Source organism: Ruegeria sp. I3, assembly GCF_056532525.1.
The window spans coordinates 166,471-192,821 of the sequence record NZ_JBQFNI010000002.1 but is presented as its reverse complement, the minus strand read 5'-3'; the positions used below and the strand labels follow the sequence as shown (position 1 = coordinate 192,821).

At 56.9% G+C, this 26,351-nt stretch carries 28 protein-coding genes; 14 read left to right on the top strand and 14 right to left on the bottom strand.

Annotated elements, in window-relative coordinates; translation table 11 throughout:
• Positions 1-246: 246 nt before the first annotated feature.
• On the bottom strand, positions 247-1,830 hold the full coding sequence (locus tag ACR0L9_RS05285) for an NAD(P)H-hydrate dehydratase (RefSeq protein ID WP_480895093.1): 1,584 nt from the start codon (positions 1,828-1,830) through the stop codon (positions 247-249).
• Between the two features lie 169 nt (positions 1,831-1,999).
• On the opposite strand from ACR0L9_RS05285, the gene ACR0L9_RS05280 reads away from it, so the two are divergent.
• From ACR0L9_RS05280 to ACR0L9_RS05260, 5 genes are all read left to right on the top strand, one after another.
• Entirely contained in the window at positions 2,000-2,338 is a 339-nt protein-coding gene (locus tag ACR0L9_RS05280) for a P-II family nitrogen regulator (protein ID WP_170422248.1), read from the top strand.
• A gap of 33 nt (positions 2,339-2,371) precedes the next feature.
• Complete coding sequence (gene glnA, locus ACR0L9_RS05275) at positions 2,372-3,778, top strand: type I glutamate--ammonia ligase (protein ID WP_170396436.1); 1,407 nt, start codon at positions 2,372-2,374, stop codon at positions 3,776-3,778.
• Between the two features lie 128 nt (positions 3,779-3,906).
• On the top strand, positions 3,907-4,554 hold the full coding sequence (locus ACR0L9_RS05270) for an MSMEG_1061 family FMN-dependent PPOX-type flavoprotein (protein WP_480895091.1): 648 nt from the start codon (positions 3,907-3,909) through the stop codon (positions 4,552-4,554).
• Between the two features lie 68 nt (positions 4,555-4,622).
• Positions 4,623-5,417: a lytic murein transglycosylase gene (locus ACR0L9_RS05265; RefSeq protein ID WP_480895089.1), complete on the top strand. Its 795-nt coding sequence runs from the start codon at positions 4,623-4,625 to the stop codon at positions 5,415-5,417.
• 176 nt (positions 5,418-5,593) lie between these two features.
• On the top strand, positions 5,594-6,523 hold the full coding sequence (locus ACR0L9_RS05260) for a hypothetical protein (protein WP_255612055.1): 930 nt from the start codon (positions 5,594-5,596) through the stop codon (positions 6,521-6,523).
• A 36-nt stretch (positions 6,524-6,559) separates the two neighbouring features.
• Here the strand turns inward: ACR0L9_RS05260 and ACR0L9_RS05255 are convergent, their stop codons facing one another.
• Positions 6,560-7,303, bottom strand: a complete 744-nt coding sequence (locus ACR0L9_RS05255) for a heme-dependent oxidative N-demethylase family protein (protein ID WP_170612390.1) — start codon at positions 7,301-7,303, stop codon at positions 6,560-6,562.
• A 124-nt stretch (positions 7,304-7,427) separates the two neighbouring features.
• On the opposite strand from ACR0L9_RS05255, the gene dddP reads away from it, so the two are divergent.
• Positions 7,428-8,771: a dimethylsulfonioproprionate lyase DddP gene (dddP, locus tag ACR0L9_RS05250; protein ID WP_170422254.1), complete on the top strand. Its 1,344-nt coding sequence runs from the start codon at positions 7,428-7,430 to the stop codon at positions 8,769-8,771.
• Between the two features lie 10 nt (positions 8,772-8,781).
• Here dddP and ACR0L9_RS05245 read toward each other — a convergent pair whose 3' ends face one another.
• Positions 8,782-8,976 (bottom strand): hypothetical protein, encoded by a 195-nt coding sequence (locus ACR0L9_RS05245; RefSeq protein WP_170396424.1) that lies wholly within the window; start codon positions 8,974-8,976, stop codon positions 8,782-8,784.
• A 255-nt stretch (positions 8,977-9,231) separates the two neighbouring features.
• Between ACR0L9_RS05245 and ACR0L9_RS05240 the strand changes: the two genes are divergently transcribed.
• Positions 9,232-10,446: a bifunctional alpha/beta hydrolase/OsmC family protein gene (locus ACR0L9_RS05240; RefSeq protein WP_170663701.1), complete on the top strand. Its 1,215-nt coding sequence runs from the start codon at positions 9,232-9,234 to the stop codon at positions 10,444-10,446.
• A 55-nt stretch (positions 10,447-10,501) separates the two neighbouring features.
• Here ACR0L9_RS05240 and ACR0L9_RS05235 read toward each other — a convergent pair whose 3' ends face one another.
• The 5 genes from ACR0L9_RS05235 to ACR0L9_RS05215 all read right to left on the bottom strand — a co-directional run bounded on the left by ACR0L9_RS05235 (position 10,502) and on the right by ACR0L9_RS05215 (position 12,974).
• Positions 10,502-10,852, bottom strand: coding sequence for a hypothetical protein (locus ACR0L9_RS05235; RefSeq protein ID WP_170511970.1), 351 nt, complete (start codon positions 10,850-10,852; stop codon positions 10,502-10,504).
• 10 nt (positions 10,853-10,862) lie between these two features.
• Positions 10,863-11,420, bottom strand: a complete 558-nt coding sequence (locus ACR0L9_RS05230; protein ID WP_170512898.1) for a hypothetical protein — start codon at positions 11,418-11,420, stop codon at positions 10,863-10,865.
• Between the two features lie 139 nt (positions 11,421-11,559).
• Entirely contained in the window at positions 11,560-12,147 is a 588-nt protein-coding gene (locus tag ACR0L9_RS05225; protein WP_010442062.1) for a biotin transporter BioY, read from the bottom strand.
• Positions 12,148-12,222: 75 nt separating this feature from the next.
• Positions 12,223-12,645, bottom strand: coding sequence for a DUF6314 family protein (locus ACR0L9_RS05220; protein WP_170422260.1), 423 nt, complete (start codon positions 12,643-12,645; stop codon positions 12,223-12,225).
• Positions 12,642-12,974: a hypothetical protein gene (locus ACR0L9_RS05215; RefSeq protein ID WP_170396412.1), complete on the bottom strand. Its 333-nt coding sequence runs from the start codon at positions 12,972-12,974 to the stop codon at positions 12,642-12,644. Before ACR0L9_RS05215 ends, ACR0L9_RS05220 begins: the two co-directional genes overlap by 4 nt.
• Before the next feature lie 88 nt (positions 12,975-13,062).
• Between ACR0L9_RS05215 and purB the strand changes: the two genes are divergently transcribed.
• The 4 genes from purB to ACR0L9_RS05195 all read left to right on the top strand — a co-directional run bounded on the left by purB (position 13,063) and on the right by ACR0L9_RS05195 (position 17,460).
• Positions 13,063-14,367, top strand: coding sequence for an adenylosuccinate lyase (gene purB, locus ACR0L9_RS05210; RefSeq protein ID WP_170396410.1), 1,305 nt, complete (start codon positions 13,063-13,065; stop codon positions 14,365-14,367).
• A gap of 380 nt (positions 14,368-14,747) precedes the next feature.
• Entirely contained in the window at positions 14,748-15,290 is a 543-nt protein-coding gene (locus ACR0L9_RS05205; protein ID WP_170403198.1) for a hypothetical protein, read from the top strand.
• Positions 15,291-15,383: 93 nt separating this feature from the next.
• Positions 15,384-16,451, top strand: coding sequence for a flagellar motor switch protein FliG (locus ACR0L9_RS05200; protein WP_480895407.1), 1,068 nt, complete (start codon positions 15,384-15,386; stop codon positions 16,449-16,451).
• A gap of 85 nt (positions 16,452-16,536) precedes the next feature.
• Positions 16,537-17,460, top strand: a complete 924-nt coding sequence (locus ACR0L9_RS05195; protein WP_170396406.1) for a lysophospholipid acyltransferase family protein — start codon at positions 16,537-16,539, stop codon at positions 17,458-17,460.
• Here ACR0L9_RS05195 and ACR0L9_RS05190 read toward each other — a convergent pair whose 3' ends face one another.
• On the bottom strand, positions 17,461-18,162 hold the full coding sequence (locus ACR0L9_RS05190; protein ID WP_170396404.1) for a DUF1223 domain-containing protein: 702 nt from the start codon (positions 18,160-18,162) through the stop codon (positions 17,461-17,463).
• 226 nt (positions 18,163-18,388) lie between these two features.
• Between ACR0L9_RS05190 and acnA the strand changes: the two genes are divergently transcribed.
• From acnA to ACR0L9_RS05175, 3 genes are all read left to right on the top strand, one after another.
• A complete protein-coding gene (acnA, locus tag ACR0L9_RS05185) occupies positions 18,389-21,079 on the top strand; it encodes an aconitate hydratase AcnA (protein ID WP_170626640.1) in 2,691 nt (896 codons plus the stop codon).
• A 117-nt stretch (positions 21,080-21,196) separates the two neighbouring features.
• Positions 21,197-22,699, top strand: coding sequence for a BCCT family transporter (locus ACR0L9_RS05180; protein WP_170612401.1), 1,503 nt, complete (start codon positions 21,197-21,199; stop codon positions 22,697-22,699).
• A gap of 115 nt (positions 22,700-22,814) precedes the next feature.
• Positions 22,815-23,516 (top strand): SDR family NAD(P)-dependent oxidoreductase, encoded by a 702-nt coding sequence (locus ACR0L9_RS05175; protein WP_170422266.1) that lies wholly within the window; start codon positions 22,815-22,817, stop codon positions 23,514-23,516.
• Here the strand turns inward: ACR0L9_RS05175 and ACR0L9_RS05170 are convergent.
• From ACR0L9_RS05170 to ccmA, 5 genes are all read right to left on the bottom strand, one after another.
• Positions 23,511-24,053 carry a DsbE family thiol:disulfide interchange protein gene (locus ACR0L9_RS05170; protein WP_170396396.1) on the bottom strand — a complete coding sequence of 181 codons (543 nt, stop codon included), beginning with the start codon at positions 24,051-24,053 and terminating at the stop codon, positions 23,511-23,513. The two genes, ACR0L9_RS05175 and ACR0L9_RS05170, sit on opposite strands and share 6 nt — an antisense overlap.
• Positions 24,046-24,204, bottom strand: coding sequence for a heme exporter protein CcmD (gene ccmD, locus ACR0L9_RS05165; protein WP_170422269.1), 159 nt, complete (start codon positions 24,202-24,204; stop codon positions 24,046-24,048). Before ccmD ends, ACR0L9_RS05170 begins: the two co-directional genes overlap by 8 nt.
• Positions 24,201-24,974 (bottom strand): heme ABC transporter permease, encoded by a 774-nt coding sequence (locus ACR0L9_RS05160; protein WP_170396395.1) that lies wholly within the window; start codon positions 24,972-24,974, stop codon positions 24,201-24,203. Before ACR0L9_RS05160 ends, ccmD begins: the two co-directional genes overlap by 4 nt.
• Before the next feature lie 61 nt (positions 24,975-25,035).
• The gene (gene ccmB, locus ACR0L9_RS05155) at positions 25,036-25,692 is read right to left on the bottom strand and encodes a heme exporter protein CcmB (RefSeq protein WP_170396393.1); all 657 of its coding nucleotides are present in this window, start codon (positions 25,690-25,692) and stop codon (positions 25,036-25,038) included.
• The gene (ccmA, locus tag ACR0L9_RS05150; protein ID WP_480895085.1) at positions 25,689-26,303 is read right to left on the bottom strand and encodes a heme ABC exporter ATP-binding protein CcmA; all 615 of its coding nucleotides are present in this window, start codon (positions 26,301-26,303) and stop codon (positions 25,689-25,691) included. Before ccmA ends, ccmB begins: the two co-directional genes overlap by 4 nt.
• Positions 26,304-26,351: the final 48 nt, after the last annotated feature.

Below are 26,351 nucleotides of genomic sequence, written 5' to 3'. Positions count from 1 at the left end.
ATTAACGGTTCCAATGATTGCTAAAGCTTATTAGCCCGGCATTGCATTTCTGCAACAGGCGGAAGCGGGGACCTTCAGGGAAAGCGTTTTATAATCAATATTTTGACCTAGTTCGAAAGCAGCACCCAGCTAACCTGCAAGACAATTCTTGCGCTGCGTGTTGCAGCTTGCAAACACCCGTTATGCGCACAGGTAAATCATAAGGCGAAACATTGCCGCTTTGACCCGCGATCGGCCAATATTTGCCTATGACCCATTGATTTCAAGCCGTGCGAATACCGCTGGCACTTGTTCCGGCAGATCTTCAGCAATCAACCCCGGCCCAAATTGCCTGGCGCATTCCACATGTAACCAAGCTGCGGTCTTGGCTGCAGCCATCGGGTTGAAGCTCCGCGCCAGTAGTCCCGTTATGAACCCGGCAAGCACATCGCCCGACCCTGCTGTCGCCAGCCAGGGCGCGGCCCGGTCAAACAGCGCCGCATTGATCGCACATTGCCCATCCGGTGCAGCAATCACCGTGTCAGGGCCCTTGTATAGTACCACACAGCCAGCCTGCTTGGCCGCCTCACGCACGGCATCCACTTTGGAATAAGCCGGCCCTTTGCCCGGCTTGATCGAGAGCTTTTCGGAGATCTCCGGGAACAATCGCGCAAACTCGCCCCCGTGCGGTGTCAGAACACATCTGTCATGGAGCATGTCCAACAGCACCTCTGGCGCATCAGCAAACGCCGTCAAAGCATCCGCGTCCAGCACTGCGGGACGCCCCGAGGCCAGCGCCGCAGGAACCAGCTCCTGCGCACGCGCCAGCCCCAAACCAGGACCGAGGCATAGTGCATTCAACCGCGCATCCATCAGGACTTCCATCAGATCATCGCCGCTCTGGACCCGCTGCAGCATCAGCGCAGTGATGTGACTGGCAACCTCCATCTGAGCCGAGGGTGGAACACCCAGCGTCACCAATCCGGCCCCGATGCGTAATGCACCACGTGCCGCCAGCCTTGCCGCGCCGGTTGCCCCCGCACCTCCGCTAATAATCAAGGCATGCCCATGCGCATATTTGTGTAAGGCAGTTGCCTTCGAAAAATCAGCATCAGGGGTGGTCACCAGTTTGACCGCGCCCTGAACTCCCTCCTCCAAACCAATGTCCTTGACGACCAATCGGCCACTTCTGACCGGCCCCAGCCCCAGATAATGCCCCAGCTTTGCAGTATGAAACGATACCGTGAGCCTGGCCTGAACCGTCGCGGTCCCCGGGGCCAGCTCACGCCCACTATCGGAACACAGGCCAGACGGCATATCAACGGATACTGTCTTTTCGGCGATGGCTGGATCCGAGGCAGTCATTTCTGCCCATTTTAGAACATCACCCTCAAGCGGTCGCTGTAAGCCCGTCCCGAATAACGCATCGACATAAAGGTCAGCCCCTTGATGCGCGGCAAACACTTCGGAAAATGGGTGAACCTCCCCCAATTCGCCCCATCTGTCATGATTCACACGCGCATCTGGTGGCAGCTTCGTCGGTTCACCAAGAAGAAATGCCGCCACCTCCCATCCGCGCTCCCGCAGCAAGCGTGCAACAACAAATCCATCCCCCCCGTTATTTCCTGGCCCGCAAAGAATTACCGCACGCGGCGGATCCTCTTCATCTGGCCCCAAATACCTCGGGGGTGCGGGGGCTGGCCCCCGCTGCAGCTCTGGCCATTCTTCAAATACGGCTTGAAGAACACCGCGCCCCGCCCGCTCCATCAGCTCCAGTCCGCTCACATCACCGGACTCAATCGCGGACTTTTCGATCGTCCGCATCTGTGCCGCTGTCAGCAACTCTGCCATATTGCGCCCTCACGCGATTCAATTCTGATTACATTTTGTGCACATCGATCAAAATTTAACCCGTTGCACGATTTTGCAGCACCACAAGGCGACCAAATTCGCGGTTCCATTGCCGCCCGATCTTAGACGTGATCATTGCCATCAAGACAACCATACAAGGTGAGCCGGAATGAAAAAGATCGAAGCGATCATCAAGCCGTTCAAACTGGACGAAGTGAAAGAGGCGCTGCAGGACGTGGGAGTCCAGGGCCTCAGCGTGGTCGAGGTGAAAGGCTTTGGTCGCCAGAAAGGTCACACCGAACTTTATCGCGGCGCAGAATATGTTGTCGACTTTCTACCCAAGGTAAAGGTCGAGGTCGTCCTGGATGATGATCAGGTTGACGCTGCGATCGAAGCCATCGTTGGCGCCGCAAAGACCGACAAGATCGGGGACGGAAAAATCTTTGTTTCACCTATCGAACAAGCCATTCGTATCCGCACCGGCGAAACCGGTTCGGAAGCCCTGTAACACAGCAATCTTCAAATCAGAGGAACAAATAGTATGAGCAAGGACGCAGTTCTTCAGCTGATCCGTGATGAAGACGCCGAATACGTCGACATCCGCTTTACCGACCCGCGCGGCAAACTTCAGCACGTCACCATCATGTCCGATCAGGTCGATGAGGACTTCCTGGAAGAGGGCTTTATGTTCGACGGTTCGTCCATCGCGGGCTGGAAGTCGATTGAAGCTTCCGACATGAAATTGATGCCCGACACCGACAGCGCCTATGTCGATCCGTTCTATGCGGAAAAGACCATCTGCCTGCACTGCTCGGTTGTGGAGCCTGACACTGGTGAAGCCTATGAACGTGACCCGCGAGGCACCGCTCAGAAAGCCGAAGCGTACCTGAAGGCTTCCGGTATTGGTGATGTGGCCTACATGGGTCCTGAGGCCGAATTTTTCCTCTTTGATGACGTTCGTTTCTCGAACAGTATCAACAAGGTATCCTACGAAGTTGATGCGACTGATGCATCGTGGAACACCGACACCGAATACGAGATGGGCAACATGGGCCATCGTCCGGGCGTCAAAGGTGGTTACTTCCCCGTAAACCCCGTTGACGAAGCGCAGGACCTGCGCTCGGAAATGCTGTCGACCATGAAGCGTCTGGGCATGAAGGTCGACAAGCACCACCATGAAGTTGCATCGTGTCAGCACGAACTGGGCCTGATATTCGACAGCCTGACCAAGCAGGCCGATGAGCTGCAGAAATACAAGTACGTGATCCACAACGTTGCACATGCCTATGGCAAATCGGCGACCTTTATGCCGAAGCCAATCGCAGGTGACAACGGCACCGGCATGCACGTGAACATGTCGATCTGGAAAGACGGCAAGCCGCTGTTCGCCGGCGACAAATACGCCGACCTGTCTGATGAGGCGCTGTACTTCATCGGCGGCATCCTGAAGCACGCCAAAACGCTGAACGCCTTCACCAACCCGGCGACCAACAGCTACAAGCGTCTGATCCCAGGTTTCGAAGCCCCCGTCTTGCGCGCCTATTCGGCCCGCAACCGTTCAGGCTGCGTGCGTATTCCGTGGACCGAAAGCCCGAAAGCCAAGCGCGTCGAGGCCCGCTTCCCCGATCCGGCCGCAAACCCCTATCTGGCGTTCGCCGCGCTGCTGATGGCCGGTCTGGACGGCATCAAGAACAAGATCGATCCGGGCGAAGCCATGGACAAGAACCTGTACGATCTTCCTGCCGAAGAACTGGCCGACATCCCGACCGTCTGCGGCAGCCTGCGCGAAGCTCTGGAAGCGCTGGCATCTGATCACGACTTCCTGCTGCAAGGCGACGTGTTCACCAAAGACCAGATCGACGGCTACATCGCGCTGAAAATGGAAGAGGTAGAAACCTACGAGCACACACCTCACCCGGTTGAGTACGGCATGTACTACAGCTGCTGATTAAGAATTTTCGACGAAAATTCTCAGGGGGCGCCCATCGGGCGCCCCTTTTTCTGTATCTCTGCGAGATTTGACGGATCGATGATGATCTTTCAAAATTTGAGCTCAACATCAGGCGGAGAGAGCACATGCCCGCAAGCGACAAACCCTTTTCTGAGTATTCAGGACTTGTAACCTCGGAGAAAGATCTGGAACGCATTTGCGGGCAACCCTTGCCGCAGATCATTGCAAAGGAATTGCCTGCACTTGATGAGATGTGTCGAGACTTCATCGGCATGTCCTCGTTCTGCCTGATCGCTTCGGCCAATCCCGATGGGTATCTTGATATTTCGCCTCGTGGCGATCCTGCGGGGTTTGTGCAGGTGCTCTCGAACTTGATGATTGCGATCCCGGACCGGCCTGGGAACAAGCGCGTGGATACGTTTCATAATTTGCTGAAAGATCAGCGCGTCAGCGTGATATTCTTTGTCCCCGGAAAATTGGAAACTCTGCGCCTGCGGGGATCCGCGAGAATTAGCGCAGATCCCGAACTTCTTTCAAACATGGCCGTCGGTGGACGCGTGCCCAAGCTGGCCCTGTTAATCCATGTCGAAACCGTCTTTGCGCACTGTCCCAAATGCATCATTCGATCAAACCTGTGGCACCCCGATGAATGGCCGGACTCATCCAGTCTGCCAAATATGAACGCGATGATGGTCAAACATGCCAAGATCGACAAAACCCCGGATGAATGGTTCGAATCCCTGAAAGGCACAGACGAGCTTGATCTCTATTAAACCACTTTGCGGTAGGTCGAACTCGGCTTAGGCTAAGCGTAGATTTTTTTTGCACTCGGATTTCCTCTATGCCTCGTCTTCGCCTTTACGCTGCACTCGCGTTCCTTCTGCCCTCAGTGGCACTGTCCGCCCCTTGTGGGAATACCAGCAGCGGGTTTGAGGCCTGGAAAGCCGACTTTGCCAAAACCGCCAAACGGGCGGGTGTGAAAAAGAAGGGTCTGCAAGCGCTCGCGCAGACGCAATATGCAACACGTACGATTGCCGCGGATCGCAATCAGAAGAGCTTTAAATACTCATTAGACAAATTCATGCAGGTGCGCGGGGCAAACACCATCGTTGCGCAAGGGCGCAAGCGCAAAGCTCGCAATCCGCAGTTTTACGCCGCGCTCGAGCGTCAATATGGCGTACCGGCGGGTGTGCTGATTGCCATTCACGGCATGGAAACCGGCTTTGGAGGTTTCATGGGAGATAGTCAGGTTGTTTCCGCAATCACGACATTAGCCTATGATTGTCGCCGATCCGAATTCTTCATCCCGCACGCTATCGGCGCCTTAAAACTGGTTGACCAAGGTACCCTTACGATGGCGACAAAAGGGGCAAAACATGGCGAGCTGGGGCATACACAGTTCCTGCCCGGCAACGCCCTGACCTATGGTGTGGACGCCACCGGTGACGGTCGGGTCGATTTTTATAACATGACCGACGCGCTCGCCTCGACCGCGAGTTTTCTACGTAAGAAAGGGTGGAAGCCCGGTCGCGGCTATCAACCCGGAGAGCCGAATTTTGCGGTCATACAGCAATGGAATGCGGCCTCGGTCTACCAGCAATCCATTGCAATCATGGCGGCGCGAATCGACAACTAGGGCAGTCATAGGCTTGACGTCAGAGCACCTGAATTCGGCCACATTGTTGCCACATAGATTTAAGGAAACCCCGATTTTCTTGGTTTCCAAAGCGTAATCAATCTTGGAATATTTCGACTTTTTTCCATTTTGGTCAAAATTTGCGCCATTTCGCCTGTTAATTTGTTGTGAAGATTATGACAGCAAAGGAACATGCTGTGACTGCAAAGCATAGTTACCACGGTGGCCTCCAGTTTGACGGGTCGGCAGATGGCGCGCTTGAGCGTCTGTGCGAGGTCGTCTCAACGACGCTGGGTGACTATGGCCATCTGGTCGAGCGCAAGACGCTTCTTAGCGCATCGGAGGCCAGTATCGTCAGCAGCCAATATCTCGTGCGTCTGACATTGGACTCGGAACCAACCCAAGTAGATCACAATCACCATGAGCGGATGGATCGAACCGCTGGTCTCAAAACTATGCCGCGTGCTGCGGTTACGCTGCCGGGAAACCGGCTGACGATCTCGATTTGTCCGGTGTCAAAACTGCTCGATGACAGTGAAATATCCGAGTTGATGCTTGTGGTGATCCTGTACCGAATGGTCGACATCTGCACGACCCGTCGTGTCGAATGGTTGTCGCCCAAAACGGTTCTGACCATCGAACAATTCATGAGTGCCTTTGATTCAATTGCGCCGCGCAACGCCCGGAACCGAAAGCAGATATTCGAAGCAGTCAGCGGCCCATTTGCGGGGCTTGATCTGCCCGATCCTGATGCGGAAGATACACAGACCAAACACGCCAAGCCGCGTCCGATCAAGCTAAGTGACGACCAACTGCTCAGTATCGCCTTCCGGACCGAGGCTGATGCTCCCCTGCCCGCCGGCAACATTCACCAGTCCGAGGACGAAACGGAACGCCCAAGCGATATTCTGCGACTGACCAGCTGGGGCATGACTGGTGCTGTGGCAAGCATATCGACACCGATTGCCATATCCCTGGCAGCAGTCAATTTGATCCGGGGTGAGGATTTCCGCCTCAACACTCAGGTTCTGGCTTTTACCACAGCGATTTTTGGCCTGAACGCTACGAATGCTTTTGCCGAGGTCGCCAGCGCGATTGGCATGTAATCAAATTACCCAAGACCCTCCTTGGAGGCCCCGCCGTCAGGCGGGGTTTTCCATTTTAAGGACCTGATCAGCGGCCATTACATAAGTGTGGATCGCGAACACCACTGCGTTTGTCTCAGGTAAACGCAAGAGAGTCTGACGTTCACTACGCAGATATCGGGCCGAATTTTCGTCCCGCGGTGTGCGTCGCTGCATGAGACTGCGCGGTTGGAACAATTCGGCGTCATTGTACCAAAGCGCATTGAACCGCCAGAGTGGCCGGTTGGGTTGAATGCCGTCAAACAAACGTTGAACTCTGCGGGCAATATTGGCGTCGTAGGCGTCAACCGGCTCATGGATCCCAATCAACGGGCGCATGAACTTTTCCGACAGCATCCAGCTTGCGGGAAAGCACAGGATCGCGCCAGTCAAAACATGCTCGTCATCGTGTTTCTGCAGAATGCAGAAATCCTCTTGCACCAAATGGCATAGCGTTTCCAACGGGCGTTCCCGGTCAACCTCAACCCGCACACCGTCGGGCCGCACAACGTGATCGGAGACATTCGGATAAACTTGCTGAATGACCAGTTCCAGCAACTCCTGCGCGGGTGCCAACGCCTCGGGGCTTTGCGCCAAGACGTCCAGTTTTTGCTGCGCCAACAGCGCGGCGCGTCGTTGCATCTGGGCAGAAAACGCATCGTCGCGATGCAACCAGGCCCTGGGGTCCGCAGGCTTAATGCCAGGCAGCGGGTTTTGGGCGAGTGGATCATAGGGAATGGCTTGCTGTAATATCACGGTCATAGTCGAGGCATAACACCCTGCTCTGGCGCTGTCGGTCAAAAAGCGACCAGAAGACGGTCGCAAACCTAGAAGACGCAGCGCATCTGGATTTGCAGGTTGGGCAGGCAAGCAGAAAGGTCCAACCGTGAACACACCATATCGTGACACCCGTAAGATTGACCCGACCCGGGGCGCCACCCTCGGGGACGGGACACCGAACGACAATGACAGGATCGAGATCGGACCGACACAGCTTGCCTTCGACGAATGGGCCGCTGCCGGGCTTAGCCTGCCCAATCTAGAACAGATGCGTAAATACCGCTGGAAACGCCTCACTCAGGCCATCGTGCAACGCGATTGGGGCGGGATCCTGCTGTTTGACCCCCTGAATATCCGCTACGCGACTGACAGCACCAACATGCAGCTCTGGAATACCCATAACCCGTTCCGGGCCGTTTTGGTTTGCGCTGACGGGTATATGGTGATCTGGGACTACAAGAACTCTCCGTTCTTGTCGAAATTCAACCCGCTGGTGCGCGAGCAGCGCTCGGGCGCCGATCTGTTCTATTTCGACCGGGGCGACAAGATTGACGTTGCCGCAGATGTGTTCTCAAACGAGGTGCGCGCCCTGATCGAAGAACACGGCGGCGGCAACATGCGGCTGGGTGTCGACAAGATCATGCTGCACGGCCTGCGCGCGCTTGAGGCTCAGGGGTTCGAGGTGATGGAGGGCGAAGAGCTTACCGAGAAAACCCGTGCCATCAAAGGCCCAGACGAAATCCTCGCCATGCGCTGCGCCAGCCACGCCTGCGAGACCGCAGTGGCCGAAATGGAGCGCTTCGCACGTGTCAATGTCGGAGACGGGAAGACATCCGAGGATGACATTTGGGCAGTGCTACATGCTGAAAACATCCGGCGCGGTGGTGAATGGATCGAGACCCGCTTGCTTGCCTCGGGCCAGCGCACCAATCCCTGGTTTCAGGAATGCGGCCCGCGCATCACGCGGCAAAATGAAATCATCGCGTTCGATACCGACCTGATCGGGTCTTACGGCATTTGCGTCGACATCTCACGAACCTGGTGGATCGGCGATCAAAAACCGCGCCCCGACATGATCTATGCCATGCAGCACGCGCATGAACATATCATGACCAATATGGAAATGCTGAAGCCCGGCGTCATGATCCCGGAACTAACTGCGAATGCCCATCGGCTGGATGACAAGTTTCAGGCACAGAAATACGGCTGCCTGATGCATGGAGTTGGATTGTGCGATGAATGGCCCTTGGTAGCCTATCCCGACAAGGCGGTCGAGGGATCCTATGATTATCCACTTGAACCCGGAATGGTGTTGTGCGTCGAAGCGGCAGTTGGCGAGGTTGGCGGCGATTTCTCGATCAAGCTGGAAGATCAGGTTCTGATCACTGAAGACGGCTATGAAAACCTAACGAAGTATCCGTTCGACGCACAGTTGATGGGGTCTGGCTAAGCGCTATGGCCTAGTTCGACCAGTGGGACCGTCTGACATTACCGTGCCAATCTTCAGGCGCGGTGAGAGTTGGCGTGTCCTCAGACGTATTGGTCAGCGGCCAGCTTTGTCCCAGTGCAAAACCAATTGCGCCAGTCACGAGAATTGCCAACAGAACTCCGGCGTGGAGTGTCGGGCTTAGCGGTGCAGATGTTGTATGTGCCATTTTGACCTCTGCTTTGGATAAGAAGGATGATTGCAAGTTGGGGTCCAAGTATAAATAAGTAAAATGAATGTTTATCCGAATTATCATCACATTTTTTGATTGTTCAAATACCAACCCCAACAATGCATTGATGCGACGCGCCAAGGGCTACGTGGTCCCACCCTCTCACCTTCCTGTTACGCCACTGACACAGGGGTTGAGAGAACCGCACACAGCACACAGTATTGTCGAAACCTGGACCACCAAGGATTCATCATGCCCACCGAACGCATTACTTTCGCCGGTCACGACGGCAGCCAATTGGCCGCGCGCCTTGATCTGCCGGACGGGCCGGTACTGGCAACGGCTTTGTTTGCGCATTGCTTTACCTGCTCTAAGGACATACCTGCCGCACGGCGCATTTCGGCGCGTTTGGCGGCGATGGGCATCGCCGTGCTCAGGTTTGATTTTACAGGCCTTGGCCACTCGGATGGAGAGTTTGCGAATACGACATTCACCTCAAATGTCGAAGATCTGATCGCTGCAGCGCACTACCTGTCCGGCCGCAACATGGCCCCCGCCCTGCTGATTGGCCATTCACTTGGCGGCGCTGCGGTACTGCGCGCACGCGCTGGCATACCGTCGGTCAAGGCGGTCGTCACATTGGGTGCGCCTGCTGACCCGGGCCACGTATCACACCATTTCGAGGCCGCCCTGCCCCAGATTCAGGCGCAAGGCAGCGCAGAGGTTTCGCTTGGCGGTCGCCCGTTCCGCATTGGCAAAGCTTTTGTTGATGACATTTCAGAGGCCGCGCTTAGCCCTGCCGTTTCAGATTTGAAAGCAGCGCTTCTGATCCTGCACGCACCGCGCGATGACACGGTCAGCATTGACAACGCCAGCACCATCTTTCTGGCTGCGAAGCATCCAAAAAGTTTTGTCACGCTGGACGATGCCGACCATCTGATCACACGCGCCGCTGATGCGGATTACGCGGCGGATGTCATTGCGGCTTGGGTGTCGCGATACGTCAAACTGTGCCCGCCCGCCCCACCACCCGGCGCCCCGGAAGGTGTTGTTCGCGTAACCGAGGCAGACCCGGCAGGGTTCCTGCAAGACATCCAGTCCGGCCCGCGCCACCATGCGGTCGCTGACGAGCCCGCCTCGTACGGAGGAACGGACCGAGGCATGTCCCCTTATGGATTTGTGTCCTCGGGATTGGGCGCCTGTACCTCGATGACCATTCGCATGTATGCGCGGCGCAAGAAATGGCCGCTGACAGGTATCACCGTCGATGTCTGCCACGACAAGGTACACGCCCAGGACGCTGGACTGGCCAGCGATGGTAAGGTCGATCAGTTCCGCCGCAAGATACGGCTACAAGGGCCGCTGGATGCCGCGCAACGTGCTAAGCTATTGGAGATCGCAGATAAATGTCCCGTGCACCGAACCCTTGAAGGCTCGGCCCATATCACGACTGAGCTGCTGGACTGAAAACCACCTTTGTCAGCTTATGATAATGATTGAAGGGGGCTTTTGCCCCCTTTTTCTAACGGCGCCTCGGTGAGGGTCGGTGAATTGGTGGCCGTGCCGTCGGAGGACGCGCCACCGGGGGATGCGGGCGCGATGGCGGTTTGGCGATCGGTGGCTTTGGCCGCGGTGGAGGGGTCGGACGAACCGGTCGATCGGGGCGGTCGGGCCGGTCTGGGCGGTTTATGTCAACATCTACATTCACGTTACGGTCGTGGTAGTAATCATTCCACAGCATCGAGTCGTAGAACGGGTCATACCCAACGCCATACCCTACCCCGACGGACACGCCATCGCAGGCGGACAATGTAAACGTTGCAGTACCCAACCCCAGCGCCAGAACAGACCGTTTTAACAGTTTGCGAGTCATCCGAGCCTCCTTACTGCAAAGACCGGAACGACGCGAAAACGGCGTTCAAGGCATCAACATAAGACGGGTCGGCCCCGTCACGCAGGATCGCAACCCCTATCGCAACACGGTCACGCGGCAGGTCAATCACGGTGGCGGTAAAGTTTACGCCTCGCCCATCCCGATTGCCGGTGCCTCGAATAACGTGGGCTGGCCGCCCACCAATCCTTGTATTGCTGGTGCTGGTCACGGTCGGGTCTTTGACGAGGAATTTGTCGATATCCTCAAGATAGCTCAGCCCGCCCTGAATGCTGGAAACCCGAGATGGTGAGACGAAGCCCATCCAGACATTATCGTCGGTCACCGGTCTGATCCCCATGACGCGCGAAACCGCACGGGCATCGCCCAGATTGGTATCCTCGATTTCACGCGGGCCACCGGTACGCAATGCCCAAAAGTCGGGAACCTCAAAGCGGAACAGGGCGCGCCCTTCATCGGTGTAGGTCACCGGTGTGTCAGCTTGCACAGGCGTTACAGCCAACCAAGTCACGGCACTTGCAGCAAGCGCCAAGCTTAACAAAATACGCATATCTCAATAACCTGATCAGTTTTCTGATGTCAGGTTGCCCATGCAGTTTGACTTTGTCCAGTATCCTGTTCTGCAGACAATAAAAAACCCGCGTCCGGAAAGCTCCGAACGCGGGTGTGTCTTGCGCAAGAGCGCGCTATCAGGTGCGTGCGTCGCCCAGCAGCTTCCACAGGCCAGGGATCAGCAGAGCGGCCAGCGCCAGCTTGATTGCGTCACCCAGCAGGAACGGTGTCAGACCCCATTCCAGGATCGGCTTGTCCCAGCCATACAGCTGACCCAGCCACAGCAGGCCCGGCACATAGATCAGGACATTGGCCAGCACCAGCGCCAGCGCCAGCTTGCCGACCGAACGATCCCAGCCGCGCGCGGCCAGTGCGCCCAGCAGAATGGTCGCCATCAGGTAACCGACCAGATAGCCACCGGTGCCACCCATCATGTAGGTCAGGCCGAATTTTTCGGCCGAGGAACCCGCAAACACGTCAAAGCCCAGAGCACCAACCAGCAGGTAACCCAGCATCGTGATCAGGCCAAGGCGCGCGCCATAGGCGGTGCCGATGGTCAGAACGGCGAATGTGCCCATGGTGATCGGAACCGGCCACATCGGCACTTTGATTTTGGCTGCAACAGCCAGAGCAACGATACCCAGGGCAACCAGAGCCACCTGCTTGACGCGCAGCGCCGTCCCCTCACGCGGGCCAAAAGCATTGGCCAGTACGTTTGCGTTCATCTCATTTCTCCACATTCGGACTTATTTGCACATGCAGCAATGCCCGTTCCGGGCCGTTGCTGCAAGATGATTACGCTATCGCAGCGCGTATTTGGTCTCCATTTCATAGGATTTTCGCGGTCCTGATACAGTCCAGCGGACTGTCCAGCGCGGCCATCCCGAGAAATCATAGTCTGCATCATAGCTGTCCGGCGGGCAATCGTGATGATCCTTGACGCGGGTTTGGCCAAGTTTAAGTGCGTGAAAAAACCGATCATCATCAAAGTGAATGGCGATCCGATCACCGGCGTCGCGCCAAAGGTATCGACGCGTTCCCGTCATTGCAGGCTGCCCCGGAACACGCAGCGTGACCGTCTCATCATAGACCAACCCTTGGGTATCTTGCCGTAGCTCTGCCTTACCCTCGGCCTGAATGATCTGGCCTGCACGCTCGTCCCGGATGAGGCGGCTCAGGTCCCAAACCCCCTGGAAATCATAAATATTTCTGGGCAGGCTCACTTCAAATAGATTCCGTCAGTTGTATTACCTGAATCATCCACAAACCGGATGGTTTCACCGCTTTGCTCAACATCATAACAAGCCCAGAAATCCGAAGGCGGCCAGACCGAGCAATAGCGATCATCACGAACGGCCCATCGTCCCGAACTTGGGCGGCCTGAAAAGTACTGCGTTTGCATATTGCTATCGAAGGTCTGGGTGATCCCCTCGCCATAGTCGAGCTTCTTGCCAGCAAGCGCCATCAGAATCTCATCACCCGTCAGTTGCTGAAACTCGTCGGCGGCCACAAATCCGGGCCAAAGCAATAAAATCAGGGCAAACCGTCTCATCCCAGCACTCGCGCCTTGTTCCTTGGTCAATGCGCGGCTAAACCCCGCGCCAACGCCTCATCCCAATCATAAAAAGGTGCTGCCGCCAATGATTCCCCGCTATTCACGCCCCGACATGGTCGCCATCTGGTCACCCGAGAGCAAGTTCCGCATTTGGTACGAGATCGAGGCGCACGCCTGCGACGCCATGGCCGATCTAGGCGTGATCCCGCGTGAAAACGCCGAGGCCGTGTGGAAAGCCAAGGATGTGGAGTTTGATGTCGCCCGTATCGACGAGATCGAAGCCGTCACCAAACACGACGTCATCGCCTTCCTGACCCATCTGGCCGAACATGTGGGTAGCGAGGAAGCTCGTTTCGTGCATCAGGGCATGACCTCCTCGGACGTGCTGGACACTTGCTTCAATGTGCAACTGACCCGCGCCGCCGACCTGCTGATTGCAGACCTCGAAGGTCTGTTGGCTGCCCTGAAACGCCGCGCGATCGAGCATAAAGACACCGTTCGCATCGGTCGCAGCCACGGTATCCATGCCGAACCCACCACGATGGGCCTGACCTTTGCCCGCTTCTATGCCGAGATGGACCGCAACTTGTCCCGGATGCGCGATGCCCGCGCGGAAATCGCCACCGGAGCGATCAGCGGCGCGGTCGGGACGTTTGCGAATATCGACCCGCAGGTTGAAGAGCATGTCTGCGACAAGCTGGGTCTGGTGCCTGAACCGATCAGCACGCAGGTCATTCCCCGCGACCGTCACGCCGCATTCTTCGCCACACTGGGTGTTATCGCCAGCAGCATCGAAAACATCGCTATCGAAATCCGCCATATGCAGCGGACAGAGGTGTTGGAAGGTGCCGAGTTCTTCTCGATGGGACAGAAAGGTTCCTCGGCGATGCCGCACAAGAAGAACCCGGTCCTGACCGAGAACCTGACCGGTCTTGCGCGCATGGTGCGTGCGGCCGTGATCCCGGCGATGGAGAACGTGGCGCTGTGGCACGAGCGCGATATCTCGCATTCCTCGGTCGAACGCATGATCGGGCCGGATGCCACTATCACGCTGGACTTTGCACTCGCGCGATTGACCGGTGTAATCGACAAGATGCTGATCTTCCCCGAGAACATGATCGAGAACATGAACAAGTTCCCCGGTCTTGTCATGAGCCAACGAGTGCTGTTGGCGTTGACCCAAGCCGGTGTAAGCCGCGAGGATGCCTATGCCATGGTTCAGCGCAACGCGCTGAAAGTCTGGGAGCATCGCACCGACTTCAAAGAGGAACTGTTGGCCGACGCCGATGTCACCGCCGCGCTGAGCCCGAAAGAAATCGAAGAGAAATTCGATCTCGGCTACCATACCAAACATGTAGATACGATTTTCGCCCGCGTATTCGGCGAATAATTCAAACTCAAACAGTGCTAAAAACTTGGCCCGGCTTGCTCAATGCAGCCGGGCCTTGTGTCTTTGCCAGATTGGCAAAAATCGGTTAATCTGTTGGCACAGTTTCCGCGAAAGGAAAACTCGATGCTACGAACTGCTCTATGCGCAATTGCTCTTATCTGTGCGGGCACCGCCGGATTTGCCTGTAACGGTAACACCAAGCAAACCCAGTCCTGTGCTGAAGGCACAATTTGGGACAGCGAAAGCCAAAGCTGCATGAAAATCGTCAATAGCTGACATTTTTATTTCCTGCTTGTGAATAAAAGCGATCAGTCAATCGTTAGCTTTTTTGAAGATCAAGCTATGATTGTAACAAGTCTCTTTGACAACGGAGTAGGAAAATGCGTCTTGTACTAGCCTCGGCCATCGCTCTTCAGGCCTTTACCTTCGCGCCCATGGCCATCGCTGCGGGTGGTGGGGACAGCAGCCCGCCCAAGCCCACCAACACCACCAAGAAATGCCTGTTTGGCCGCGTTTATGACGAGGCAGCCGGGCGCTGCGTCAAACCCAACAAGACAAATTTCACCGAAGACCAACTGTATGATGCCGTGCGCGAGTTGGCTTACGACGGGCAGTACGAAAATGCTCAGGGCATTCTGCGTATCATGGATCAAGATGATGATCGGGTGCAGACCTATTGGGGATTCACCTATCGCAAGATGGGTGAGCTGAAACTGGCTGACGCATTTTACCAGAAAGCAATTGAATCCAACCCCGACAACATCCTCGCCCGCAGCTATATGGGTCAGGGATTTGTTACCCAGGGCAAGACCGAGTTGGCCATCGCACAATGGCGCGAGATCAAGGCGCGTGGTGGCGAAGGCACATGGGCTGAGACATCGCTGCGCGAAGCGATCAGAACAGGGCTGACATATAGCTACTGAGTTTCAGGGTTTCTTTACCCGACTCTCTATATTCTGCCTGCAACGCGAATGAGGCATTGCAGGCAGATGCAGGACACGAAACTAATGGTGCAGATGACGCCGGGCGCGCAACCCCCGGTCGTTGAACAGGACGATGATGCGCCACGTGTTGTGCCGCGCGCCCTCAGCAACCGAGAGAAAGCCGCAGTTGTGGTTCGGCTGCTGCTGAACGAGGGGGCGGATATCCCGTTGGAAGAGCTTCCCGATTCACTGCAGGAACAACTTACCCACCAACTTGGACAGATGGGGTTGGTTGACCGGGTAACGCTGGCCGCCGTCGCGCAGGAATTTGCCGATGCGCTGGATGGCGTAGGGCTTGCATTTCCCCATGGGCTAGCCGGTGCTCTGGACGCGGTGAACGGCAAGATCGCCCCAGCCACCGCCGCCCGGCTGCGCAAGGTAGCTGGCGTGAGGCAGATCGGTGACCCATGGCAGCGTTTGCGCGAAGTACCCTCAGAAGATCTGGCCGAGATGGCCAAAGCTGAAAGCACCGAAGTCGCCGCCGTTATGCTGTCGAAACTCGAAACCGCCAAGGCTGCCCAGTTGTTGGGCCACCTGCCCGGCCCCACAGCGCGACGGATAACCTATGCTGTATCGAAAACGGCCAACGTGACGCCCGAGGCGGTAGAGCGGATCGGATGGTCCTTGGCCGCTCAGCTGGATCAACGCCCCGAGCCCGCCTTTCGGGATGGGCCGGGTGAGCGTGTGGGCGCGATCCTCAACCAGTCGGCCGCGGCGACGCGTGATGGTTTGCTGACCGCGCTGGACGAAGAAGACTCCGATTTTGCCGATACCGTCCGGCAATCGATCTTCATCTTTTCGCATGTGCCCTCGCGCATCGAACCCCGCGATGTTCCAGCGATTCTGCGCGGTGTGGATCAACCCGTTCTCATCACGGCGTTGGCCGGAGCCAATAGCGACGAAGACCTCGCCACGGTCGAGTTCTTCCTAGCCAACATGTCCTCTCGCATGGCGGAAAACTTACGGGAAGAAATGGCCGAACGTGGCAAGGTCAAACAATCAGACAGTGAAGATGCGATGTCGCAGATCGTTGCAGCCATCCGCGCGCTTTTGGACGAGGGCGCGATCGCATTGGTCGAGGCGGAGGAGAATGCAGAATAGTCCGGCAAGGCGCGACCACTTGTGATCGCACGATGGGGCCTGTATGTCTCGTCGCGCAGTTCACAACGCTCAGGTGTCTCTCCCCATGCCCGTCGAAAAGTCGGAACTAAGCCGATTTGAGCTTGGAAAATACTACGTCGCCAACCTGTTTCTGACCGGCGTAATCCGCGGCATGCGCCTGCTGCCATATGAGCGCCGCATCGGAGCGATGGGCGCGATTGTGCGCTGGCTTGCCCCCATTGTCGGCTTTCGAACCCGCGTGCGCCGCAACCTGAAACTCACCTGCCCAGACCTGCCCGAGGCCGAGGTCAAACGCATCTGCCGCGCCGTGCCTGACAATGCCGGGCGCGCGATCATGGAGCATTTTTCAGCCGACGGTTTCATCGAGCGACAAAGCAAGGCCAAAGTATCGGGCTCGGGTGTCGAAGCATTTGATGCCGCCGTGGCGGAAGGGCGTCCAGTGATGATGATCACTGCGCATTTCGGGCACTATCTGGCCGCGCGGGTCGCGCTGCAGGCGCGTAGCGGTAAACCCATCGGCAGCCTCTATCGCCGCATGGCAAATCCATATTTCAACGACATGTATGTCGAGGCATTCTATCAGACCGGGTCGCCCATGTTCGAACAGGGCCGCCGAGGTATGGTCGAAATGGTCCGTTCACTGAAAAGCGGAGGCATCATTGCCATTGTATCCGACCTGCATGCGCATGGTGGTGAGGAGCTGACCTTTTTCGGCAAACCCGCCGTCACCTCGGTGCTGAACGCGGAACTTGCGATCAAATACAAGGCTGTGCTGATCCCCTGCTATGCAGTGCGCCAACCCAACGGGATCGATTTTGAGATCGTCCTACACGACCCGGTCCCGCATACTGATGCCAAAACCATGACCCAGTTCACCAATGACGACCTGGAAGCGATGGTGCGTCAGCACATGGGACAATGGTTCTGGATTCATCGGCGCTGGAAGTCCTGGAGGGGACTGGGGGTCCAGCCAAAGGATATGCCCTGATCACTTAACCCGCGCTGCGGCCACGATCGGACCATGGCCACTGCGCTGGATCAGAACAACGGCAGGCAATTCCGATGACAATGTTGCGGTGAAACTCTGCGGTGTTTGGCCATCCCAGCGACCGGCAATCTGCCAATTCTCGACCACGTTTGCATAATCCAGATCATGTCCGGCCAATTCGCCACGCCGGATCGAGGTGCGACGCATCGGCGAATACTGCACAATCCGAACATCATAGGTTTCGTCGTCTGGTAACTCGATCGGAACGACATTCATGGATACTTCGTTCGCGGTACGCGTGGCACTGACCTCGGCCTCCGGCGGCGCAGTCAGGTGTGCATCGATTAGCCGGTTCAGTTCAATTGACTTGGCCCCAACCACATCCTGCTGCCCATTCACAACCATCTGCGGCGTATAGATCATCGTCCGCCCGCCTTCACGTGCATAGGCGCGCTGACGATCGGTGTGGTCGGGATTGGCGTATTCATCTTTCCAGCCAATGTAGTCCCAATAATCCACATGCAACGCCAGACCGATTACATCATCCCGCTTGGCCAATTCATGCATGATCCGGTCTGCTGGCGGGCAGGACGAGCACCCCTGCGAGGTGAACAGTTCGACCACCACCGGATCATCCTGCGCCTGAGCCGGGGCAGCAAGAAAGAGTGAAACAAACGCGGTCGCAGCGACTGATCTGAGCATGTTTTCTCTCGATAGAGGATGATTGCCTGAAAGGTTTAAGTCGGAACCGAATAAACTGCCAATCAAGGTTTCTTGAGACCTCAGACACAAGCTTTCGACAAAATGTGTGCAATGGTATACAAAAAACCACCCAAACTGCCCGTTGCACCTTGAAACAACTGGTGCGGTAATGCAGATAACCCTTAGCGAAGCCCGTATTCCAAGTCATTTGAGAGGGAGGCCACAGATGCCCATCAAGGTCGGACAGGACACCGCCAAGACACGCCGCAGCCTGAACGTGAATGGCAAATCCATTTCCTATTATTCGATTCCAGCCGCGCAAGAAGCAGGCTTAGGCGATTTTTCGAATCTGCCTGCCGCGTTGAAAGTGGTTCTGGAAAACATGCTGCGGTTCGAAGATGACGGGTTCTCGGTTTCCGTCGATGACATCAAAGCCTTTGCCGAATGGGGTGCCAACGGTGGCAAGAACCCACGTGAGATCGCCTATCGCCCTGCCCGGGTTCTGATGCAAGACTTTACCGGAGTTCCGGCCGTGGTGGATCTGGCAGCGATGCGCGACGGCATCAAGGGCCTTGGTGGGGACGCGCAAAAGATTAACCCGCTGAACCCGGTCGATCTGGTCATCGACCACTCGGTCATGATTGATGAGTTCGGCAACCCACGCGCGTTTCAGATGAACGTGGACCGCGAATATGAGCGCAACATGGAACGCTATCAGTTCCTGAAATGGGGTCAGAACGCGTTCAACAATTTCCGCGTCGTGCCTCCCGGCACCGGAATCTGCCACCAAGTAAACCTGGAATACCTGGCGCAGACCGTCTGGACGGACACGGACCAAAGCGGCGAAGAAGTCGCTTATCCCGATACACTTGTTGGTACTGACAGCCACACCACCATGGTCAACGGCATGGCCGTTCTGGGTTGGGGCGTTGGTGGGATCGAGGCCGAGGCAGCGATGCTGGGTCAACCGATCTCGATGCTGATCCCCGAGGTTGTGGGCTTTGAACTGACCGGTTCGATGGTCGAAGGCACAACGGGAACTGACCTTGTCCTGAAAGTCGTCGAGATGCTGCGCGAGAAAGGCGTGGTTGGTAAATTCGTTGAATTCTACGGCGAAGGTCTGGACCGCTTGCCCTTGGCCGATCGCGCAACCATCGCCAACATGGCCCCCGAATACGGCGCGACCTGTGGTTTCTTCCCGATTGACGGCGAGACCTTGCGCTATATGCGCAATACTGGACGCGACGAAGACCGCATCGCATTGGTCGAGGCCTACGCCAAGGAAAACGGCTTCTGGCGCGATGCCGATTACGCGCCGATCTACACCGACACTCTGTCGCTGGATATGGGCACAATTGTTCCTGCGATCTCGGGCCCGAAACGGCCGCAGGATTACGTCGCACTAACCGACGCCAAGGCCGCATTCACCAAGGAAATGGCCGAGACCTTCAAACGCCCGATGGGCAAACAAGTAGAGGTCAAAGGCGAAAACTACGGCATGGAATCGGGCAAAGTCGTGATCGCCTCGATCACCTCCTGCACCAACACGTCGAACCCGTATGTGATGATCGGCGCGGGCCTCGTTGCACGTAAAGCCGCCGCGCTGGGATTGGATCGCAAACCGTGGGTAAAGACCTCATTGGCGCCCGGCTCGCAGGTTGTGTCCGCCTACTTGGAGGCTGCAGGTCTTCAGGAAGATCTGGACAAGATCGGCTTCAACCTTGTTGGCTATGGCTGCACCACCTGTATTGGCAACTCGGGTCCGATCCAAAGAGAAATCAGCGAAGCGATTGCCGAAGGCGATCTTGTTGCCACTTCGGTGCTGTCAGGCAACCGCAACTTTGAAGGCCGCATCTCGCCCGACGTGCGCGCCAACTATCTGGCTTCACCGCCGCTGGTGGTGGTTTATGCTTTGGCTGGTACGTTGGACATCGACCTGACCTCGGAACCGATTGGACAGGATCAGGCCGGCAACGATGTCTACATGAAAGACATCTGGCCGACCCAAAGCGAAATCGCCGAATTGGTTGAGGCAACCGTGACCCGCGAGGCGTTCCAGTCGAAATATGCCGATGTCTTCAAAGGCGACGAGAAATGGCAGGAGGTCGAGGTTCCACAACAGGAAACCTATGATTGGCCACCGACGTCAACCTACATTCAAAACCCTCCCTATTTCCAAGGCATGGGGCCTGAGCCGGGCACAATCTCGAATATCGATGGTGCAAAGGTTCTGCTGATCCTGGGTGACATGATCACCACCGACCATATCTCGCCCGCCGGTTCGTTTGCGACAACGACACCTGCCGGGAAGTATCTGACCGATCGTCAGGTTCAGCCGCGCGAATTCAACTCGTATGGCTCACGCCGTGGCAACCACGAGATCATGATGCGCGGCACCTTCGCCAATATCCGCGTCAAGAACGAGATGCTGGATGGCGTCGAAGGCGGTTATACAAAAGGCCCGGATGGTGAACAAACCTCGGTCTACGAAGCATCGATGGCCTATCAGGAGCAAGGCACCCCGCTGGTCGTCTTTGGCGGCGAACAGTACGGTGCAGGTTCGTCGCGCGACTGGGCGGCCAAGGGCACAGCTCTGCTTGGCGTCAAGGCAGTGATCGCCGAGAGTTTTGAGCGCATCCACCGTTCAAACTTGGTGGGCATGGGCGTCATACCGTTCGAATTCACCGATGGTGATACCCGCAAGACACTGGGTCTGAAAGGTGATGAGACCGTTTCGATCCACGGGTTGGATTCAGTTGAGCCCCTGCAGGAAGTGCCCTGCACCATCATTTACGGAGATGGTACCGAAAAGACGATCACCCTGAAGTGCCGCATCGATACCGCGCCCGAGATCGAATACATCGAAAACGGCGGTGTGCTGCAATACGTGCTGCGCAATCTCGCAAAAGCGTCATAAATCAGCAGGTTGATATCCAACCTCAGCCCCCGGCCCTGCGCCGGGGGTTTTGTTTTCTGGCCATTTATTCAAAAATCTGAAACTGTTGGGCAAGACAGTCTTCGGAATTCCGTCACCATGAAAAAGCCCAACGCCCTACTGGTTTGCTCGCTTAGCGTCATCGCCGTGATCGGGATCTGGGGCGTCATCGATATCGAAAGCTTGGTGACTTGGGCCAATAGCATCGTGCAACAAACCTTCCACAGTCGCGGTTGGTTCGTGATGCTCGCGGCCTCGGGCATGTTGATCGGGTGTTTGGTTCTGGCATTTTCGCCCTATGGCAACATTCGTTTGGGCCGGGATGATGAAGAGCCGGAGTTCTCGACCGCAACTTGGATCTCAATGCTGTTCTCCGCAGGAATGGGCGTTGGACTGCTGTTCTGGGCGGTCGCCGAGCCCCTGACCCATTTCAACTTCATCTCGGGCATGGCACCCGACTATGTCGCCGCGCAGCAGGCCATGCTGGCAACAAACTTCCATTGGGGCCTGCACGCATGGGCGATTTACGGTTCGACCGCGCTGACCATCGCTTATTTCAGCTTTCGGCGCGGGACAGGCATGATGGTCAGTGCACCGATCAAAAGCCTGTTCCCAGGAGAACGCTGGGCCGAGCGGGTCGGGTGGCTGTCGGATTTCATGGCCATTGTTGCAATCTCTATCGGTGTTGGCGGTTCAATGGCCATGGGCGTGTTCCAGGTTGCGGACGGGATTGCGGTTCTGGGTGGCCGGGAAACGGTTGGTGCCCTTCTGATCGGCGTTGTTTTCCTGGCGATGGTCGCAGCCTACATCCCTGCTCTGTTGATCGACCTTGGCCAAGGCATGGCGCGCTTGTCAAATGCGGCAATGCTGATCGCGATCTGCCTTGTGGCCTATACAGTGGTCCTCGGCCCCACCGAGTATCTATTGAATACCGTGGTTCAAGGGTTCGGCGATTACGTCACCAATGTCATCCCTCGGGGCTTTCAGACCTTCACCTTCTTCGGCGATGACGTCACCAAATGGTTCAGCGACTGGACCCTCACCTATATGGTCTGGTGGATCGCCTGGGGACCTTTTGTTGGTGTGTTTGTCGCGCGTATCTCTCGCGGTCGCACGATCCGGGAATTCGTGATCGGAGTACTCTTTGCGCCCACGCTGTTCTCGATCCTTTGGTTCGGTGCCTTTGGCGGCATCGGTCTGTTCGAGGCGCTCAACGGTGCCGGTGAACTGCTGGCCTATACGCAAACAAACATCGAGCGTGTGACCTTCGCCCTGCTCGACCGTTTGCCCTTATCGCAGATCACAATACTTGCAACCGTAGCAGCGGCGTTTCTGTTCATCGTAACCAGCGTTGTAAGCGCGGCCTTTGTGCTGGGTACATTCTCATCCCAGGGGGATGAAAACCCGCCCCCGCGCGTGCGGCTGATCTGGGGTGCATTGCTGGGCTTGTTGAGTGTCGCGATGATCCTGTCGGGCTCGGTGGAATCGGTCAAAGTCCTGATCTCACTCGGGGCGCTGCCCTTTGTGTTCATCTCGGTTCTGCTGATGGTCTGCCTGTTCCGAGGGCTACGAGAAGAGGGGCTGAGCCATGCTGATCGGTGATCTGACGGATACGCTTATGAATCTGACCACCTTTGCATTCATCGGCGCGATGATCTGGATTTTGGTCCGTAAGTAACGGCTTGAATCCCGGCCATTTTACCGATTTCCTACGATTATGGACAAAGTCGCATTGATAACCGGCGGTGCACGCGGAATTGGGCGTGCAATCGTCGAAGACCTCAGCCGTGATCACCGCGTCGCGTTTACTTGGTTGTCGAGCAAACCCACGCCCGAGCTACTGGGTGGGGATGTTCTGGCCATACGCTCTGATCTATCTGCGCCCGACCAGCCGGCTAGCGTGATTTCGCAGGTGATCGAGAGGTTTGGACGGCTGGATGTGATCGTCAACAATGCCGGCCTTGTGAAATCTACCCCCAAAGAGGAATTTCGAGCCGAGGACCACCGCGCCATTCTGGATTTGAACCTGCTGGCCCCCGCCGCATTGTTGGCTGCTGCGCTACCACATTTGAAACGCGACGCCTCAATCGTCAGTATCTCATCTATGAACGCGGTCTTGCCGCCTCGGGATGCGGTGACCTATGGGGCCAGCAAAGCCGCCCTGAATCTATGGACCCACGCCATGGCAAAGGAGCTTGGGCCAAAGGGGATACGCGTTAATGCAGTCGCGCCGGGTGCGATCAACATCCCCGAAGCGCCCCGGTCCGAGGAGTTGACCGCGCTGTTTGTCAAAGAAACCGCTTTAGGTCGCGCGGGAAAGCCCGAGGATATCGCCAAAGTCGTCAGGTTTCTGGCGTCCGATGCCGCATCCTTCATCACTGGTGAGGTTCTGGGCGTCACCGGTGGCTATCGCTTATGAGCCACCTGCGGCTTTCTCAAGCGCTGGGCGGATCGTGCTTTCGATCACCCGCTGAGTGACCGGACCAGCCCAGCGCAGGATGATCGTGCCCTCACCGTCGATCACATAGGTTTCGGGCACACCGTAGACGCCCCAGTCCAGCCCCATTCGGCCCTGTTCATCCCGACCGATACCGGCATAGGGATCGCCCAGTTCAGCAAGAAATCCTTCGGCGTTGTCCAGTTGATCTTTGTAGTTGATACCATAGACGGGGATACCCTCGTCAGACAGAGCCTGCAGATTGGGGTGTTCGACGCGGCATGGTGCACACCAACTGGCCCAGTAGTTGACCAGCTTGACCTCGCCATCACGCAATGTGGCATCATCGAAGCCCGGTTTGCCCGCGAACTCGGTCAGTACAACCGGCGGCGCTGGCTGACCCTCGCGCGCCGAGGGCAAGGCGTTGGGATCGTCACGGAACATGCCGATGCCCGCGAGCACAGCGAAGGCGCCGAAAATCAGCGGAGGCGCGATCATCAGGGGCGAAATCTTAGCCATTGCGTGACATCCTTTGTTCAACCTTCTCCATCTCGGCCCGTACTTTACGGCCCCGGATCACGCTGAAACCCACCAATGCGATCAGAAGTCCGATTGACACGACATAGGACCACAAGACGGTATCGGCATATTTTCCAAGATCAGGCATCATCCGCTCACCCTTTCACGCGCCATAAGCGCCTTGGTCCGGCGGGCGCGAATTTCTGTGCCCGTACGATAGAAGACCAGCGCAATGAACAGCAGTACAAAGCCGATGATGCAAAGCAGCAGTGGATAGAAGTAGATATTGCTTACCTTCTCTTCAGTATCCGTGCCTGTGATCGCCCCGGCGCGCATCACCGAAGCCCCCTGATGCAGCCCCTGATTCCAGAAGTTCACCGCATACCGGCTGAGGAACGCAAAGACAGAACCCACGAGGCAAAGGACCGAGGTCAGGTCCGCCGCTGTATCCGGATCTTCGATCGCTTCCCAAAGCGCGACATAACCTAGATAGAACAGGAACAGGATCAGGAACGATGTCAGGCGCGGGTCCCAGGCCCACCATGTCCCCCACATAGGCTGCCCCCAGATCGCTCCGGTGGCCAATGCGATCAGCGTCATCACGATGCCAATGGGCGCAGCGGCGCGAGCAGCCAGCGCACTGACATGGTGGCGACGCACCAACCAGACCAGCGAAGTTGCCAGCATCATCAGCCAGCAATTGATCGCCATCAACGCGGCAGGTACATGCAGGTAGATGATCTTTACGGTCGAGCCTTGCTTGTAGTCATCCGGGGTGAAGAAAAAGCCCCAGATCAATCCGACGACCAGACAAAGACCTGAGCTGATCCAGAAGAACGGAAGGACCCGTTCGCTGGTCGCGAGGAACTTACGCGGGTTGGCGTATTCCCAAAGGGCATTGGCTTTGGCTGCGATTGTCATGGGCTCTATCTAGTCCGAGTCGGCGTGGTTCTCAATTGACCTCAGTCAAGCTTTGTGGCCATCACCTAAGATTGATGCGCAGTACCGCTGCGCTGGCAAAGGGTAAAAGTGCGACCGTTGCGGCGGTAATCCCTGCCAGCATTAGCAGGGGCGTTTGCGTCTCCATGCCTGTAGCACCGCGTCGGGCGACCTCGGCTCCGAAAATCAAAGTCGGCACGTAGAGCGGCAAAACCAGAAGCGACAGTAGCAGACCGCCCCGTTTTAGACCAACAGTAAGGGCCGCGCCAAAGGTGCCGATAACGCTCATCGCCGGAGTACCGAGGAGCAGTGAGATCACTAGCCACGAAAACCCGGGTACAGGCAGGTTTAGCAACACGCCTAGGAACGGCGCGGCCAGAACCAGCGGCAATCCGGTGGTTAGCCAATGGGCTAGCGCTTTGACGGTAACAACTGATTCCAACGGAAGTGGCGCGGTCGCGAGCAGATCAAGCGAGCCGTCTTCCCAATCCAGCGCCAGAAGGCGATCAAGTGACAGCAGACACGCCAAAAGCGCGCCCAGCCAAAGAACGCCCGGTGCGATGGTCGAAAGCAGCGAAGATTGCGGGCCAACCGAGAATGGCACCAGAACGGTGACGATCAGGAAGAAAGCAAGACCGAGACCAAAGCCACCCCCCGCACGGAAAGCCAATTTCAGATCACGCAGCAATAAGGCGATCACAAGAAACCTCCGTCGAAATCGTCGATGGGCTTGGGCTTGGCCTTGTTGGGGCCAACGTCCAGAACCTCTCCGTCCAAGCCAAGATCAATATGGGTCGCGATCAGGGCCGAACCACCCTTCCCCAGATGCGCGCGCACCGCATCCGCAAACATCTGCACGGCGTGACGATCCAGCGAGACCGTCGGCTCGTCCAGCATCCAGATCGGGCGGCCAGTAACCAACATACGCGCCAATCCCAGACGCCGTTTCTGCCCCGCCGAAAGGTTGCCCGCATGGCGGTCAGCCAACTCGTTCAGCTCAAACGCATCAAGGGCGTGCTGGATATCACGGGTGCCAAAGACCGACGCCCAGAAGTTGAGGTTTTCGACAACGGTCAGGGTCGGTTTTAACCCGTCGGAATGAGACGCGTATGCGATCTGGTCTTCTGCCCCGACGATTTGCCCTGCCAGCGGCGGTTGCAGGCCCGCAAGCGTACGCAGTAATGTTGTCTTTCCGATCCCATTCGGTCCCCGCAGAATCAGCGCCCTTCCTGCCTCAAGCGAGAAGCTCAGCCCTTCGAGCACGGGAACTCCGCCGCGTGCGATGGCCAGATCGGTTACCTTTAAAGTCATGAAGCCCGCTTAGCGGATTGTGCGTGTGGGCAAAAGGTCGGAATTGCC

Bases quoted from the DNA above. Each gene is read 5' to 3' on its own strand.
- ACR0L9_RS05285 (WP_480895093.1), bottom strand. From the start codon at position 1,830: ATGGCAGAGTTGCTGACAGCGGCACAGATGCGGACGATCGAAAAGTCC.
- ccmD (WP_170422269.1), bottom strand. From the start codon at position 24,204: ATGATGCCTGATCTTGGAAAATATGCCGATACCGTCTTGTGGTCCTAT.
- glnA (WP_170396436.1), top strand. From the start codon at position 2,372: ATGAGCAAGGACGCAGTTCTTCAGCTGATCCGTGATGAAGACGCCGAA.
- ACR0L9_RS05180 (WP_170612401.1), top strand. From the start codon at position 21,197: ATGAAAAAGCCCAACGCCCTACTGGTTTGCTCGCTTAGCGTCATCGCC.
- ccmA (WP_480895085.1), bottom strand. From the start codon at position 26,303: ATGACTTTAAAGGTAACCGATCTGGCCATCGCACGCGGCGGAGTTCCC.
- ACR0L9_RS05265 (WP_480895089.1), top strand. From the start codon at position 4,623: ATGCCTCGTCTTCGCCTTTACGCTGCACTCGCGTTCCTTCTGCCCTCA.
- acnA (WP_170626640.1), top strand. From the start codon at position 18,389: ATGCCCATCAAGGTCGGACAGGACACCGCCAAGACACGCCGCAGCCTG.
- ACR0L9_RS05255 (WP_170612390.1), bottom strand. From the start codon at position 7,303: ATGACCGTGATATTACAGCAAGCCATTCCCTATGATCCACTCGCCCAA.
- ACR0L9_RS05205 (WP_170403198.1), top strand. From the start codon at position 14,748: ATGCGTCTTGTACTAGCCTCGGCCATCGCTCTTCAGGCCTTTACCTTC.
- ACR0L9_RS05200 (WP_480895407.1), top strand. From the start codon at position 15,384: ATGACGCCGGGCGCGCAACCCCCGGTCGTTGAACAGGACGATGATGCG.
- ACR0L9_RS05170 (WP_170396396.1), bottom strand. From the start codon at position 24,053: ATGGCTAAGATTTCGCCCCTGATGATCGCGCCTCCGCTGATTTTCGGC.
- ACR0L9_RS05175 (WP_170422266.1), top strand. From the start codon at position 22,815: ATGGACAAAGTCGCATTGATAACCGGCGGTGCACGCGGAATTGGGCGT.
- ACR0L9_RS05195 (WP_170396406.1), top strand. From the start codon at position 16,537: ATGCCCGTCGAAAAGTCGGAACTAAGCCGATTTGAGCTTGGAAAATAC.
- ACR0L9_RS05235 (WP_170511970.1), bottom strand. From the start codon at position 10,852: ATGACTCGCAAACTGTTAAAACGGTCTGTTCTGGCGCTGGGGTTGGGT.
- ACR0L9_RS05240 (WP_170663701.1), top strand. From the start codon at position 9,232: ATGCCCACCGAACGCATTACTTTCGCCGGTCACGACGGCAGCCAATTG.
- purB (WP_170396410.1), top strand. From the start codon at position 13,063: ATGATTCCCCGCTATTCACGCCCCGACATGGTCGCCATCTGGTCACCC.
- ACR0L9_RS05215 (WP_170396412.1), bottom strand. From the start codon at position 12,974: ATGAGACGGTTTGCCCTGATTTTATTGCTTTGGCCCGGATTTGTGGCC.
- ACR0L9_RS05245 (WP_170396424.1), bottom strand. From the start codon at position 8,976: ATGGCACATACAACATCTGCACCGCTAAGCCCGACACTCCACGCCGGA.
- ACR0L9_RS05160 (WP_170396395.1), bottom strand. From the start codon at position 24,974: ATGACAATCGCAGCCAAAGCCAATGCCCTTTGGGAATACGCCAACCCG.
- ACR0L9_RS05260 (WP_255612055.1), top strand. From the start codon at position 5,594: ATGACAGCAAAGGAACATGCTGTGACTGCAAAGCATAGTTACCACGGT.
- ACR0L9_RS05190 (WP_170396404.1), bottom strand. From the start codon at position 18,162: ATGCTCAGATCAGTCGCTGCGACCGCGTTTGTTTCACTCTTTCTTGCT.
- ACR0L9_RS05230 (WP_170512898.1), bottom strand. From the start codon at position 11,420: ATGCGTATTTTGTTAAGCTTGGCGCTTGCTGCAAGTGCCGTGACTTGG.
- ACR0L9_RS05270 (WP_480895091.1), top strand. From the start codon at position 3,907: ATGCCCGCAAGCGACAAACCCTTTTCTGAGTATTCAGGACTTGTAACC.
- ACR0L9_RS05225 (WP_010442062.1), bottom strand. From the start codon at position 12,147: ATGAACGCAAACGTACTGGCCAATGCTTTTGGCCCGCGTGAGGGGACG.
- ACR0L9_RS05280 (WP_170422248.1), top strand. From the start codon at position 2,000: ATGAAAAAGATCGAAGCGATCATCAAGCCGTTCAAACTGGACGAAGTG.